The sequence below is a fragment of the Vibrio splendidus genome (assembly GCF_003345295.1).
GTDB classification, from domain to species: Bacteria; Pseudomonadota; Gammaproteobacteria; order Enterobacterales; family Vibrionaceae; genus Vibrio; species Vibrio splendidus_K.
This window is the reverse complement of the sequence record NZ_CP031055.1, coordinates 3,074,510-3,088,349: the sequence shown is the minus strand read 5'-3', so window position 1 is coordinate 3,088,349 and position 13,840 is coordinate 3,074,510. Positions and strand designations below refer to the sequence as shown.

Genomic DNA, 13,840 nt, shown 5'->3' with positions numbered 1-13,840 from the left:
ATAATTGGCGACTACTTTTTATCGATTCATTTCAGTCATAGCAGTGGTTGCGGGTTCTTCACTTCACTCTATTTCGATCAAGGGCTGGCATGCAAACATTTACATTTCTCGCAAATACTGAGGAGCTATTTAAATCTCAATTTGATCAGCGAGAGTGGTGTGACAGCAAACAATATCTTATTCAACTTTTCTCTACCCAATCTTCTGATATGGCTCGTCGAATCGCGAGTGTTGCTCTCAATCGCCTAAGAAATGCCACCTTAATTGGCCAGAGTGCTCGTCATGTTATCTGTGACAATTGTCTTGAGAGTCGTTGTACCTTAATCATTATCAGTGAGTTTAATGAAACCCGTTTAACCTCCGCGGTTCAGCCTTTTACAGGCAACCCAAACCAAGACAGCCAAGAGCTCGCTTCTCAACTAGATCTCTCGAAAGATGCGAAAACGGTCATCAGCCTATGCGATCAGGTTGAAGGTCGTGATTACCCTATCTATAGCGCCTTTGAAAACCTACCCTATACATTGCCTGTTGCTGGTGGCTTGTGTCATGAGAATGAATACGGGCGTTGGGTTATGCATAATGAACAGACCTACCAACACGCTTGTGTGGCGGTGGCTCTGACTAACCCCAGATTGAAGGTTTGGTCAGATGCCTATTCTGAGTGGAACCCGATCGGGATGAAGCTACGAGTCACACATGCAGTCGGAAATCGCTTATACGCGTTGAACGACAAGCCGGCTATCGACGTATTCAAACATTACCTTGCTGATGGTAAAGATCTCCCTTTCAGTCAGCTGATGAGCTTTCCGCTTTATCGAGAGCTTGGCAGAAAGAAGGGCATATCGACACCGCTGCGCATTAATGATGATGGCAGTATCGAGTTTGATAGTCCTTGGCATGTCGGCGAAGAGGCACAGTTTTGTTATAACCATCCTTCTTTGACCGCAGAAAAAGTGCGTCACGGCGCTGAGATGCTTGCCATGCATCAGCCGGAATCGGTGATCATCTATAACTGCGTCTCTCGACTTGAATTCATCGACAGTAAACTTGAGCTCAAGCCATTTGAGGGGATAGTAAACGCGTGCGGCGCATACTGCATGGGCGAGCTATACCGCAACGACGATCGCCAAGAGATACTGCATCACAGCCTCACCTATATTGCGATGAGAGAGTCGGACGAGATTAATGAGTTTCGTTGTGAAGATTTCCAGCGTGACTCAACGGTATCGCCACTGCTTAATCTCGTCAGAAATGCAGTGGCTGATCTCGACAGTATGAACACGCAGATGGAGAAAAAACTTCATCAACAGGCGCGTCGTTTAACCGAAAGCTACCGTATTGATTCTCGCACCGGGCTACCCAACCGTATCGTATTAAAAGAGCGCCTCAATACGATTCTCTTCAGTGAGCACTTACTGACGTTAAAGCTGACTAATTTCCATCAAGTTAACGAGAAGTATGGTTACCAAGTGGGTGACCAGTTGTTACTTGATTTATCTAATCATTTTGTCGAGCGATTACACCTTAGTGTGGCTAAGGAATCTCAGGTGAAAGTAGAGCTGTTCAGCATTGGTGTCGGCGAATGGGCGATCATTTTTAACGCCAATGTTGGCTGCGATAAGATAGAGCAACGTTTCGTTGAGTTTGCTGACGATATTGAGCACATCAATTTTGAGCCGTATGGCTTGGCTGATATTGATTATCTGTCAGTTTCTCTGTGTGGCGGCTTCGCTAGTCGTTGCGACTTCCTAACTGATAGTGGTGATGAGATCTTATTGAAAGCGATCGAAGCTCGACGTTATGGGGTCAGGAATAACACTCACATCACCAATGCTAAAGACATTCAGGTGAGTGAAGAAGATCGTAAAGAGCAACTCGGTTGGCTGAGCTGTGTAAGTCGTGCGATTTTAGATCAGAACATCATCACTTATTCCCAGCCAATTGTGGCGTCCGGTACTCACGAAATGATTGGCCAAGAGTGCTTGGTCAGAATCATGGAGTCAGACGGTACCATTGTGCCACCAGGTAAGTTCTTACCTATCATTGCCGACACGCACCTTTACACTCGCCTCAGCCGACACATGATTAAGAACACCATCGGTTATATGGCGGATAAGCAAAGCTCATTTTCTATCAATCTATCCCCACAAGATTTGTTGAGCGACAAGACGCTTGAGGTACTCGAGACCGCCATCAGTGCTATGAACGATCCCACTCGACTTGGCCTAGAGGTTCTTGAGTCTGAGCAGATTAAAGATTACGGTCGTATGATTGAGGTGTGTGATCACTTCCGTGCTCTTGGGGCGAGAATCATTGTTGATGACTTTGGGTCTGGCTATTCCAATATTGATGAGATCATTAAGCTTGAGCCGCAGATTATCAAGCTCGACGGTAGTCTGATTCGCAACATCGACAAAGACCAAAAACAAAGAAATATCGCCTCTCAGTTGGTTCGCTTATGCCAGGTGTTTAATGCGCAAACCGTCGCTGAATTTGTCCATAACCAACAGGTTTGTGAGATAGCAGAGCAAATGGGTGTCGATTATCTGCAGGGTTACTACTTTGGTGAGCCTAAGCGACTGTTTTAGTTGTTAAAGCTTTCCGTATCCTATTGTGACTTGCTTTAAAAAGTGTTCTGCCGCTATTGGTGACTGTTTTGGGTGGAATCAATGATGTCTAACTAACGTCACATTATTTATAAGACGATCGTAAGTATTCCGTGCAAGCCTTATCTATAATAAGCACAATAACCAATCATTAACGTAACGATTAATGTGAATATGCAATCGACCTCTCTCCTGATACAAGATATAAAGCAAACCCAGCGTGAATTGCAAAAGATAGATTTTCATCAACATGAAGACCTACTGATTCAGGTGTTTTCTTCTTTCGAGAAAGGTTCGGTTTTGGCTGCCTGCCAAGTGATTCAAGCGACTTTCCCTAATGCTAGGCTGATTGGCTGTAGTGCAAACCACTACATCAGCCAAGGCGTCATCCTGCATCAAGGTCTCTATCTTATTGTCACTCGCTTCGATGCGACCTCTTACACTTGTGGCGTTGTCGAATACAGCAAGCAACCACTATTAGATAGTCAATCGATGTGGCAGCAGCTTGAGTGTAATACCAATACTCAAAATATCATCTGTTTCGCCGATCGCTTGCAGATAAACAACCGCGACTTATTTTCAGCGTTTGAACAATCGAGATATTCATTGCCTATTTGTGGCGGTGCATCGACCATCACAGATAATGGGCGATGGGTAATGCTAGACGGCATTTGCTATGAGAATGCTTATGTGATGTTGGCGTTGCACAGTGTCGAGCTCGTAACCACCAAGGGTTATTACACCGAGTGGAACCCTATTGGCCGCACTTTTCGTGTCACTGGTGCTCAAGATAACCGGTTGGCTGAATTGGATGGTATGCCTGTTCGCGATCTTTATAATCGCTACCTTGCTGATGGCCTCGAAGTACCTTTCGAGCAACTGCATAATTTCCCCTTGATGGTCGGCGACCCGAAAGAGCAAAACATTCACTTGCCACTCAAGGTGAGAGAATGTGGAGAGATAGAATTTAGTGATCATTTTCAGATTGGTGATGAGGTCAGGTTTTGTTACGACCACCCTTCACTGACCTTGGAGCAGATCCGACTCGGTGTTCAACAGATTGCCTCTCATAGACCGGAGCAGTTTTTTATCTACAACTGCACCTCTCGTATCGATTTTATTGATGGTAACCAAGAAGTAGAAGTCTTCCAGAAGCTCGCAGACACCTATGGTGTGTACTGCATGGGAGAACTCTATCAAGATCGTGGCCAACAACGAATCCTGCATCATAGCCTCACTTATCTCGCGCTTAGAGAAGGTGAAGGCAAGGCTGTACAGCCATTAGAGACACAACCCACGACCAACATATCGCCTCTGTTTTCATTGATTCGAAATGCACTGCTTGATGTTGATGACATGAACAATAGCATGGCGAGTAAGATTCAGCAGCAAGCGACCGCATTGACGGCGAGCTACCGAATTGATCGTCGCACTGGGTTACCCAATAGAAGTGTACTGCGTGAGAAGCTGTCACAAATGAGCTCTGACAGTCATTTGTTGGCTTTGAAGGTCACCACATTTGGTCAAATCAATGAGAAGTATGGTTATCCAGTAGGTGACAAACTTCTGCATGATCTGAGTGAGTACTTTCAGAAAGCACTGTGGCAGTTTTTTGATGAGGGTTGCCAGCTCTACAGTATTGGTATTGGTGAGTGGGCGGTGGTGTTTGATAGTTGGGCCAGCCAAGAACACATTCATCAGCGTTTCTCTGAATTTTCAGATCAAACCGAGCATGTTAATTTTGAGCCGATGGGGCTACCCGATATCGATTATCTTTCGGTTTCGGTCTGCGCAGGTGTCGCGAGTCGTCGCGATTTCCCTACGACCTCCATTGATGATTTATTACTGAAAGCGATTGAAGCTCGACGCAGTGCGGTGAGCCAGAATAAACATCTGGTGAGTGCCAAGACGTTAATTCAACTGGAGAAGCATCGCCAAGAGCAACTCGGCTGGCTATCGTGTGTGAGCCGCGCAGTGCTCAATCAAAATATTGTTGCGTGCTCTCAACCTATTGTATCGGCGCATAGCCATCAGGTAGAAAGCTATGAGTGCTTAGTTCGAATTGAAGAGGATGGTCAGTTGATTGCGCCGGGTAAGTTCTTGCCAATCATTGAAGGAACTCATCTCTATACGCGTTTAAGTCGCCAGATGATAACGCGCACCTTTGATTTTATGAGTCAGAGAACCGATTCGTTCTCAATTAACTTGGCGCCACAAGATTTCAGCAATGAGAAAACCATTCTTCACCTTGAACAAGCCATCAAAAAAATCAGTCACCCACAGCGTATTGGTTTAGAAGTGTTGGAAACCGAGCAAATTCAGGATTACGGTCGCTTGATCGAGGTGTGTAATCACTTCCGAGATCTTGGTGTGAATATTATTGTCGATGACTTTGGTTCAGGCTATTCGAACATTGATGAGATATTGAAACTGGAACCACAAGTGATAAAGCTTGATGGCAGTTTAATTCGCAATATCGATAAGGATAAAAAGCAACGCAAGATAGCGCAACAGCTGGTGAGCTTATGTCAGATTCTGAATGCTAAGACGGTGGCTGAATTTGTTCATAACGAACAGGTGTGTCGAATCGCAGAGGATATGGGGGTCGATTATTTGCAGGGTTACTACTTTGGTCAGCCTCAACGCTTATTCTGATAGGGAGAGTAAAATCTCTTTTCAGCGAACAGCCAGCGTGTGCGTTTCACGTGAAACACTAAATGGTTCAATAGATTAAAGTACGATGTGAAAAGGGTGAGCTTACGGCTCACCCTTTTTGTTTTTAGTATCTGTCCCGCCCTGAAATGTGCTTATTGCCTTCCTACGCTCCTGCTTGATCTATTTGAGAGCGTGGCCACATTTGTCGGCGTGGAATACTTTTAGATACTGTTGGTAGTAGTCATCAATGAGCTTGGCAGGTTCACTTTCACCTAAAGATTTGAGTAACTCAATACCCACTTCGCAAGTACACAGGTGGCCACTGTCTTGATTGCGGCGCAAGGTGTAAGAGGATTCGCTGGTAATGTTGAGGTGAACTTGTGGGACAGCTTGTAACCACGAGCTCTTGTTAAGCATCTTCTTCGCTTCTTGCCATGTGCCATCCAAGATAATGAATAGCGGTTTTCGACTCATGGCTTGGGTCGTCATTGCTTGCTGACACTCGATGCTTTGATCACTCGGGAATAAAAGAAACGGTTGTCGTGTTTCATCTTCAAGCAGCGCCATTAGCTCGGCTGGTGGTGCTTTCCTTTGCCATATCAAGGACTGACACTGCTCAAGGGATTGCTCAAGCAACTTTCCGGTGTTGGTGTCTCGCGACAGCTCATTCTCATGAGTCAGTAGTACAAGATCGGTTTGGCTTTCAACCGTCGGTATTAGATGACAAACGCACTGGTGAGTGAAGCCACAACCATGGCAAGCTTGTTGGTTACTCATCTTTACAGCTTAACTCCACTTTGTGTAGGTGATACACCATCAGCAAACAAAACCACATCGCTGATATCAGCATCATCCGCAATTGGAGCAACACTTGGGTTGAGTGGGTAGCTCACACCAGAGTATGACAATGTGTGTTTCGCAGGTGTTGCACCGCCGCCGCTGACATTGAAGATCAGATCTTGCCAACCGTGGTTTTGTGATTTACCTAAGCGTATGTCGCCCTTAACCAATGTCACTCGACTATTGAAGCGCCAGTTATCTTGATGATTTTCAAAAATAAGCAGTGTACAGCCACCAGAGCCACACCAATCGAGCAGGGCAAACAGTTCTTCTTTACCATCGCCATTTAAGTCGTAGGTTAACCAGCGGTACTTGGTATCGTCAGGTGAGCTGTTGTTGATCTTAAAATACTCACGGATCGCTTGGTCGACTTTTTGATCAAGTTGATCTCTGGAGTTCACCTGCTTTGCGGTTAGATCAACGTTAGCGGTGGTGTTGACTTGCGCTTGTGCACTCTTAGCTTCGAATAGCACCAGACCGCCATTGGCAATCGGGTAGACAACGTTGCCCACTTTCTCTTTTTCAGCGACCAGCTTGCCGTTATCGAGCGTGAAGATGCGCTCGGAGATTAAATACTGTTGCTGGTGGCGAGTCATAACCACTTGTACCTGATTTTGGTTCAGTTGCTGCCAGAAGCCTTGTTCAACAATAGAGGGGTCGCCATTGCTGTACGAGTATGTCGTAATGGCGCTGTGGTCATCGTTGAGCTCAAGGTTGATAGAGAATCCAGTGTTCTGCGTTGAGCTAGCGAAGTAGAGTCCGCTCCAGTCCAATGTTGGATCTTGGTTAGAGACCGTTGCACAGCCATTATAGTTACTGTCATTGAGGTTAAGCTTGGCATGCCATCCATAGATAGAATCGCTCATGCCGTCGCTGCAACTCTCTTTTGTAAGGTTGAGTTTGCCTTGCGCTGCTTTACCTTCTAATTGGTAATCACGACTGCTTGGTGTGGTGCGGCTTGATTCAATATCGAGGATCTGTGGCTGCTCGCCCATCTTAGTGTATTTGAGCTGGTCCTTATCGAAGTTTGCTGACCAGAAAGGTTCATTGCCGAATACACGTGTTGAACGCAGGGGTTGGTCACAACGATCAGGGTTTTCTGCGGTGAGGATATTCACTTGATCAACCACGAAACGTGCCGTGAAATCTGCGTTATACCCTGTTTGGCTCGGTACGGTTAGATGACCAATCAGCTCGCCGTATAAGGCTTGGTAAGGTCTCGTTGAGAGTCCTTGAGCTTCTAATGCGAGTTCTGGCGTTAAATCTAACCAGTATTGTTGTTGGCTACCGCAAGGTGTGAAGGTTCGGCTTTCATGGCCAACCACCACCTGGCCACGCATGATGAAGGTTTGCGGTTGAATGCTTAGTGGCTCATCCAAGGTTGCTGGTGGTAGTTCTGGCTTTTGGGGGGAATCTGGTGCTGTGACACAGCCTTGTAGAGCGAATGCGACTAGCCATGTCACTGGGTTTTTCATTACCTTCATGTTATATCTTCCTCGGAGCAACCGTTAATTGGATTTATTATGGCATATTGGTTATTTAAAACAGAACCTGACACCTTCTCTATTCAGACTCTGAGAGTACAAAAAACCTCTTGTTGGGAGGGTGTACGCAACTATCAGGCTCGAAACATGATGCGCGATGACGTTAAGCTTGGAGACCTGGTGATGATATACCATTCATCATGTAAAAAAGTTGGCGTAGCGGGGATCGCTAAAGTAACTAGAGAAGCCTACCCAGACCATTTTCAATTCGATCCAGAAAGTGATTACTACGATGCCAAGTCTTCGCCAGACAACCCACGTTGGATAATGGTGGATGTCGAGTTTGTGCGAGTGACTGAGCGCTTAATTCCTTTGGCAACGCTTAAAGCGATGCCTGAGCTAGCAGAGATGCCGTTGGTTAAACGGGGCAATCGCTTATCCATCATGCCGGTTACAGAGCAAGAGTGGCAGGCGATCTTAAGCAAAGAAGTGCTAGGTTCTCGTTAGCGTTAGAGAGAGCTTTTTACGTAAGGTTCAAAAAAGGCAGCCATTGGCTGCCTTTTTATTTATTCAGATCTCTTCGACGAGATGAGGTTAGAGCAGGTGCTTTTCTAGGTAGTGCGCAACGGCGTCGTCTGCGCTGCTGCCAATCACTTCATTGTCTGGCAAAGCTTTAAACACTTTCTCATGCGATGTACCCATCACTAAGCCTTTGCCTGCCATAGCCAGCATCTCGGCATCGTTCATTCCGTCACCAAAGGCAATACAGTTATCCAGTGTCAGGTTCAGTGACTTCGCAACAGCGTCTAAGGCATGGCCTTTAGAAACTTCAGCGGCCATCACTTCTAAACACCAAGGCGTTGAAAAGGCGATGTTCAGCTTGTCGCCAAAAGTATCTCTTAGCTTTTGTTCAAACGTGACGAGATATTCGTGGTCCTGTTCTGGGTGAGTGAAAAAGACTTTCGCAATACCTTCGCTTGGTGCATTTTCTGCTTCAAAGCGCTTGTAGCTAAAGCCAGACTCACTGTGGAATTTTGCCAGCATTTCGTCTTCACGGTCCAGTAGCCAATCTTCATTCTGGTACATGTGAATAAAGAGATTTGGATCTTGGCGAACAATATCGATAACAGGTTGAACGAGTTCCTGAGGCACGTTCTGGCTATACATCAGTTGATCGTTCTGGTCATGCACGCGTGCACCGTTTGAAGTGATCATGTACGCCGGAATACCTGCGATCTGACGAATACCCGCCACATCGACGTGGTGACGACCCGTAGCGAAGATAAAGGTATAACCTTGGTCGTGTAATTTCTTAAGTGTTAGCTTGGTAAAGTCGCTTAGCTGATGGTTGGGAGCCAAAAGCGTACCATCTAAATCAGAAGCAACAATTTTCACGGAATCTTTTAGTGCAGGAATACTCATTTAACCCTCATTGCAAAAATGCTTAACCAATATCGACGCTAGCCAACGCTAGAATCGTTTTAACTACAATATCTCTAGGTAGAAATTGTATGCCAATTTCATGCAAGAAAAGAGGGCAAAGCTCACTTACTTCTCTTCCTCTTTAGCACTTATGTTCTTGGTCGGTTACTCAGCTTATTCGCTTATTCGCTTATTAGTTTATTAGCTCTAGGCAAAAAACTGATTGATAGCATTCAGTGTTTGATTGCGATATTCGTCTTTCTCAAACAGCACCTCATGCTTAGACCCTTCAATGGCCTTAAACTGGCAGGCTGAGTTGGTTTTCTTCAGTTTATTGATGAACTTCACTTGAGCGCTGTTGCTGACAATCTTCTCTTCTCCAGCTTGAATCAATAACAGTGGGATCTTGATTTGACGAGTTTGTTGTATCGCCTGCTTCGCTGCCATTAACCCTTGCCATACCCAGCGAGTGCTTGGTCCGCCAACCTGCAAAGAAGGGGATCCGTCATACAAGCAACGGAACCAGTGATAGCGTACCTTGCTGTGGCTGAGTAAGTTATTTTCGAAGGGCTTAGAGTAGTACGCTTGCTGCCCCGGGGCATAAGTCGGCTTAGCATAGAAAGCGGTGAGTACTTGCCCAACAACCATCGCGATGGGCTTGAAGTACCATTCAGTCTTAATCCCAAACATCGGAGCGCACAGAGTAACTTTGTCAAATGGGTGATCGGGGTGAGTTTGTAGATAGCGAGTAGCTATGGTGCTGCCCATTGAATGTGCCAGTAGGTAGCGATTGGAGTATCGGCTTAGGTCAAAACTGGCAATGACGTCAGACATGTCTGAGGCGTAATCATCAAACTCATGAATGTGACCAATGTCAGAGTCTGTTACCATACGTTCCGACTGGCCTTGACCTTGGTGGTCAAATGAATAAACGTCATAGCCTTGCTGATAAAAATCATAAAAGAGTTCTTGGTATTTCAAGCAACACTCAATGCGGCCATTTGAAATAACAATGGCTTTGGTGTGCATTGGTGAGGTTAGGCTACACCAGTACAGCTTCTTTTTACCTGATGATGTGACATACCCATCTTTACGTTGTTGCCAAAGGGCAGGGATCGGGTGTTTAATCGCTTGCTCGAACTCAGGTTCTTGCGTGTACGAAAATGGGGCGGCACTGTGGTTTTCCATGGGAAATTACCTGAACTGATGCATGTGAGAGCTTTATCGCTACTAATGTTGTTAGATTAAAGAACTAGTAAGGAAATGCAAATGGATACTCATGTTTGGCTTGCTTATGTCGTCACGGCGATATTGTTTAGTTTGGCTCCGGGCTCAGGTACCGTTAACTCAATCAGCAATGGGCTAAGTTATGGCACCAAGAAGTCACTTGCGTCGATCGCCGGCTTACAGCTCGGTCTTGCATTTCACATCATGCTGGTGGGTGCAGGTATTGGTGCATTGGTGGCTCAATCTGCGTTGGCGTTCACCATCATCAAATGGGTAGGCGTGGTTTACCTTGTTTGGTTGGGTATTCAAAAATGGCGTGATAATTCTAGCTTGGTGGCTTCAGAAGAAAGCTCAACGCTATCGAGTGGTAAGCTGCTTAGAAATGCCGTGCTTATCAATCTAACTAACCCAAAATCTATCGTGTTTTTGGTGGCTTTGTTTCCTCAATTTATCGATCCTACACAACCGCAAGCACCGCAGTTATTAGTGCTAGGAGTTACAACAGTATTCATTGATAGTGTTGTTATGTTGGGTTACACCTCATTAGCTTCACAAATGGGACGTTTTATTCGTTCTGATCGTATAATGAGTAAGATAAATAAAATATTTGGTGGTATGTTCATGGGTTGCGGTGCCTTGCTTGCTGCCGCTAAAGCTTAGTAAAGCAATACAGTTATAGATAAATCAATAGAGTTATAGATAAATGACCGCTACCTACGTTGCTCGACAACCTATCTTAAACCGTAACAAGAACACGCTTGGTTATGAGCTGTTGTTTCGCGACGGAGAAAGGAATGCCTACCCAGCGCATATTGAGTCTAATCGAGCAACGTATCGTCTGATTGTTGAGAACTTCTTATCGGTTGGGCATAACCCTTCGATTCCATCTTCGCGCTGTTTTATTAATTTCCCTCATCAAAGCTTGATTCGTCGACTTCCTTTAGGCTTGCCGAAAGACAAGGTGGTGGTCGAGATTCTTGAAACCTGCCAACCGACGGATGAGCTGTTAGAGGCGGTCAAAGAGCTCTATCAAGCGGGGTACATGATTGCCCTAGATGACTTTACCTCTACGCCAGAATGGGAACGATTCCTTAAATACACGCATATTGTTAAGCTCGATATCATGCAAATGGGCTTGGATGAGGCGTGTGATTTGGTCAAAGCTCATCAAGGGAAGAAGTTTAGCTTTCTGGCTGAAAGAGTCGAAACTGAGCAAGAGTTTAAGCAAGCGAAAGAGGCGGGTTTTAAGTTCTTCCAAGGGTACTTCTTCAGCAAACCTGAAATCATCAAGACCAAGTACATTAGCCCTGAGCAAGTGATTGCGATGGAGTTGTTCCAAGAAGTGTGTAAGCCGGAAGTCAACTTCCAACGTGTCGAAAGCATCGTCGCGAAAGATGTTGCCTTGTCGTATAAGTTACTGCGTTTTGTGAATACCATGTCACCTCGCCTTGAGGTCACCATATCTTCGTTCCGCCAGGCTTTGGTTTATCTGGGGCAAGAGAAGCTGAAAATGTTTGTCTCGTTGGCGGTGGCGTCTTATGTCTCTGATAAAAAGCCAAAAGAGCTATATGGTTTATCGCTTCAGCGAGCTCAGTTCTGCCAACGTATGTCTCGTTATCAGGCATTTGAAGGGCATGCCGAGCAAGCTTTTATGATTGGTTTGTTCTCGTTGCTTGATGCGCTGCTCGACTTGTCGTTAGAGAATTTAGTTGAGCAACTGCCCTTGTGTAAAAGTATCAAGGTGGCTCTGCTGCGTAGAGAAGGGCCATATGGGACCTTGTTGGCCCTTGAAGAGAGCTTTGAACATGCCGATTGGCAGCAGATGGATGAGCACTGTGCTCATTTAGGATTGAGTGTGGAACAGGTTAAAACTGAGCTCACCGAAGCTCGACGCTGGAGTCATAACGTAACCAATCAGCTCTGATTTATCTTCGTTAAACTTTTATGACAATTATAACGCACGCCTTGACGTGCGTTTTTTTACACCTATCATATATGCATATCCATATATGAGTATGTAATTATGCTTCCTCACCAATTTTTTAAATTACTGTCCGATGAAACGCGAGTGCGTTGCTTAATGTTGATAGTTCGCAATGAGTGCTTATCGGTTGGTGAGTTGACTCAGGCATTGCAAGAAAGTCAGCCAAAGGTTTCACGCCATCTTGCGCAGTTGCGTTCAAACGGCATTTTGACTGATGTTCGCCAGGGGCAGTGGGTGTTTTACCGCCTGTCACAAGATTTACCAGGTTGGATGCTAAAGTTAATTGACGACCTTATCGCATCGAACTGTTTGAAAACTGAATACCAGCAAGATATTGAGCGCTTAGAAGCCATGACTTCACGCCCTCAATGTTGCGTTTAAATACATTAAAACTTATTGCGAAATAGTTGGAGTTGCAGCTAGGCGACAAGTGAACTTATCCCTATGAGCATAGATGTCCTATGTGATTAGGGTAAGTGAACGCAGTCAACAACGCTGCGGCTTCAAATATGAAAGCAATTAACTGAGAGAACAGAAAATGACAGTCAAAGTAGGTATTAATGGTTTTGGTCGTATCGGCCGTTTAGCACTTCGCGCAGCGTTTGATTGGGCGGAAATCGAGTTCGTACAGATTAACGATGTGGCTGGCGACACCGCGACATTGGCTCACCTTCTTGAGTTCGATTCGGTTCAAGGTCGCTGGAACCACGAAGTCGCGGTTGAAGGCGATGAGATGATCATCAACGGTCAACGCATTAGAACTACGCAAGAGCGCGACATCGATGCGATCGATTGGTCTGGTTGCGATGTTGTCCTTGAAGCGACCGGTGTTCACCGTAAGGCATCTTTCCTAAATAAATACCTTGAGCAAGGTGTGAAGCGCGTTGTGGTATCGGCGCCAGTGAAAGAAGAAGGCATTGCAAACATCGTTGTCGGTGTGAACGACAATATCTTCGACCCAGCTGTACATAAAATCGTAACCGCAGCATCTTGTACAACCAACTGTCTCGCGCCAGTGGTTAAAGTGATCAACGAGAAGCTGGGTATCGAAAATGCAGCTTTCACCACTATTCACGATCTAACCAATACGCAAACTATTCTTGATGCGCCCCATAAAGATTTACGTCGTGCTCGTGCATGTGGCATGAGCCTTATTCCGACAACAACGGGCAGTGCTAAAGCGATTGTTGAGATCTTCCCTGAGCTTGAAAACCGCATCAATGGCCACGCGGTTCGTGTACCACTAGCTAATGCGTCTCTAACTGACATTATCTTTGAAGTGAAGCAAGACACCACGGCAGAAGAAGTCAACGCGATGCTGAAAGAAGCGTCTGAGAACGAACTAAAAGGCATTCTTGGTTTTGAAGAGCGTCCACTGGTTTCTATCGATTACAAAGGCGACCAACGTTCAACCATCGTAGATGCACTCTCAACCATGTTAGTGGGTAAGCGCATGGTTAAGATCTACGCTTGGTACGACAACGAGATGGGTTACGCGACACGTACGGCAGAGCTAGTACGTACAGTTGGCCTAGCTTAATACTCTTCATACTTGAAGCTGCAAGCGTTGTTAACTGCGTAAGTTCACCCTAATCACATAGAACACCTATGCTCATAGGGCT

General features: G+C 45.6%; 11 protein-coding genes. 7 read left to right on the top strand and 4 right to left on the bottom strand.

Annotated features, from left to right (window positions below):
• The first annotated feature begins 89 nt into the window (after positions 1-89).
• Positions 90-2,588, top strand: a complete 2,499-nt coding sequence (locus DUN60_RS13835) for a bifunctional diguanylate cyclase/phosphodiesterase (RefSeq protein ID WP_065205725.1) — start codon at positions 90-92, stop codon at positions 2,586-2,588.
• A 192-nt stretch (positions 2,589-2,780) separates the two neighbouring features.
• Positions 2,781-5,261, top strand: a complete 2,481-nt coding sequence (locus DUN60_RS13830) for a bifunctional diguanylate cyclase/phosphodiesterase (protein WP_114634115.1) — start codon at positions 2,781-2,783, stop codon at positions 5,259-5,261.
• A 180-nt stretch (positions 5,262-5,441) separates the two neighbouring features.
• Here the strand turns inward: DUN60_RS13830 and DUN60_RS13825 are convergent, their stop codons facing one another.
• A complete protein-coding gene (locus DUN60_RS13825) occupies positions 5,442-6,038 on the bottom strand; it encodes a tRNA-uridine aminocarboxypropyltransferase (RefSeq protein WP_114634114.1) in 597 nt (198 codons plus the stop codon).
• Positions 6,039-6,040: 2 nt separating this feature from the next.
• Complete coding sequence (locus DUN60_RS13820; RefSeq protein ID WP_114634113.1) at positions 6,041-7,585, bottom strand: COG3650 family protein; 1,545 nt, start codon at positions 7,583-7,585, stop codon at positions 6,041-6,043.
• A 39-nt stretch (positions 7,586-7,624) separates the two neighbouring features.
• Here DUN60_RS13820 and DUN60_RS13815 point away from each other — a divergent pair, with 39 nt between their 5' ends.
• Positions 7,625-8,092: an EVE domain-containing protein gene (locus DUN60_RS13815; protein ID WP_017096078.1), complete on the top strand. Its 468-nt coding sequence runs from the start codon at positions 7,625-7,627 to the stop codon at positions 8,090-8,092.
• Positions 8,093-8,179: 87 nt separating this feature from the next.
• Here the strand turns inward: DUN60_RS13815 and DUN60_RS13810 are convergent, their stop codons facing one another.
• Both DUN60_RS13810 and DUN60_RS13805 read right to left on the bottom strand, forming a co-directional pair.
• Positions 8,180-9,007 (bottom strand): Cof-type HAD-IIB family hydrolase, encoded by an 828-nt coding sequence (locus DUN60_RS13810; protein WP_114634112.1) that lies wholly within the window; start codon positions 9,005-9,007, stop codon positions 8,180-8,182.
• Positions 9,008-9,214: 207 nt separating this feature from the next.
• Positions 9,215-10,195 carry an alpha/beta fold hydrolase gene (locus tag DUN60_RS13805; RefSeq protein ID WP_114634111.1) on the bottom strand — a complete coding sequence of 327 codons (981 nt, stop codon included), beginning with the start codon at positions 10,193-10,195 and terminating at the stop codon, positions 9,215-9,217.
• A gap of 81 nt (positions 10,196-10,276) precedes the next feature.
• On the opposite strand from DUN60_RS13805, the gene rhtB reads away from it, so the two are divergent.
• The 4 genes from rhtB to DUN60_RS13785 all read left to right on the top strand — a co-directional run bounded on the left by rhtB (position 10,277) and on the right by DUN60_RS13785 (position 13,758).
• Positions 10,277-10,894, top strand: a complete 618-nt coding sequence (rhtB, locus tag DUN60_RS13800) for a homoserine/homoserine lactone efflux protein (protein ID WP_004736604.1) — start codon at positions 10,277-10,279, stop codon at positions 10,892-10,894.
• A 43-nt stretch (positions 10,895-10,937) separates the two neighbouring features.
• Positions 10,938-12,158, top strand: a complete 1,221-nt coding sequence (locus tag DUN60_RS13795) for an EAL and HDOD domain-containing protein (protein WP_102461879.1) — start codon at positions 10,938-10,940, stop codon at positions 12,156-12,158.
• 99 nt (positions 12,159-12,257) lie between these two features.
• Positions 12,258-12,599, top strand: coding sequence for a metalloregulator ArsR/SmtB family transcription factor (locus DUN60_RS13790; RefSeq protein ID WP_017104736.1), 342 nt, complete (start codon positions 12,258-12,260; stop codon positions 12,597-12,599).
• Positions 12,600-12,756: 157 nt separating this feature from the next.
• The gene (locus DUN60_RS13785) at positions 12,757-13,758 is read left to right on the top strand and encodes an ArsJ-associated glyceraldehyde-3-phosphate dehydrogenase (protein ID WP_012605037.1); all 1,002 of its coding nucleotides are present in this window, start codon (positions 12,757-12,759) and stop codon (positions 13,756-13,758) included.
• Positions 13,759-13,840: the final 82 nt, after the last annotated feature.

Bases quoted from the DNA above. Each gene is read 5' to 3' on its own strand.
- DUN60_RS13785 (WP_012605037.1), top strand. From the start codon at position 12,757: ATGACAGTCAAAGTAGGTATTAATGGTTTTGGTCGTATCGGCCGTTTA.
- DUN60_RS13795 (WP_102461879.1), top strand. From the start codon at position 10,938: ATGACCGCTACCTACGTTGCTCGACAACCTATCTTAAACCGTAACAAG.
- DUN60_RS13825 (WP_114634114.1), bottom strand. From the start codon at position 6,038: ATGAGTAACCAACAAGCTTGCCATGGTTGTGGCTTCACTCACCAGTGC.
- DUN60_RS13830 (WP_114634115.1), top strand. From the start codon at position 2,781: ATGCAATCGACCTCTCTCCTGATACAAGATATAAAGCAAACCCAGCGT.
- DUN60_RS13810 (WP_114634112.1), bottom strand. From the start codon at position 9,007: ATGAGTATTCCTGCACTAAAAGATTCCGTGAAAATTGTTGCTTCTGAT.
- DUN60_RS13790 (WP_017104736.1), top strand. From the start codon at position 12,258: ATGCTTCCTCACCAATTTTTTAAATTACTGTCCGATGAAACGCGAGTG.
- rhtB (WP_004736604.1), top strand. From the start codon at position 10,277: ATGGATACTCATGTTTGGCTTGCTTATGTCGTCACGGCGATATTGTTT.
- DUN60_RS13820 (WP_114634113.1), bottom strand. From the start codon at position 7,585: ATGAAGGTAATGAAAAACCCAGTGACATGGCTAGTCGCATTCGCTCTA.
- DUN60_RS13815 (WP_017096078.1), top strand. From the start codon at position 7,625: ATGGCATATTGGTTATTTAAAACAGAACCTGACACCTTCTCTATTCAG.
- DUN60_RS13835 (WP_065205725.1), top strand. From the start codon at position 90: ATGCAAACATTTACATTTCTCGCAAATACTGAGGAGCTATTTAAATCT.
- DUN60_RS13805 (WP_114634111.1), bottom strand. From the start codon at position 10,195: ATGGAAAACCACAGTGCCGCCCCATTTTCGTACACGCAAGAACCTGAG.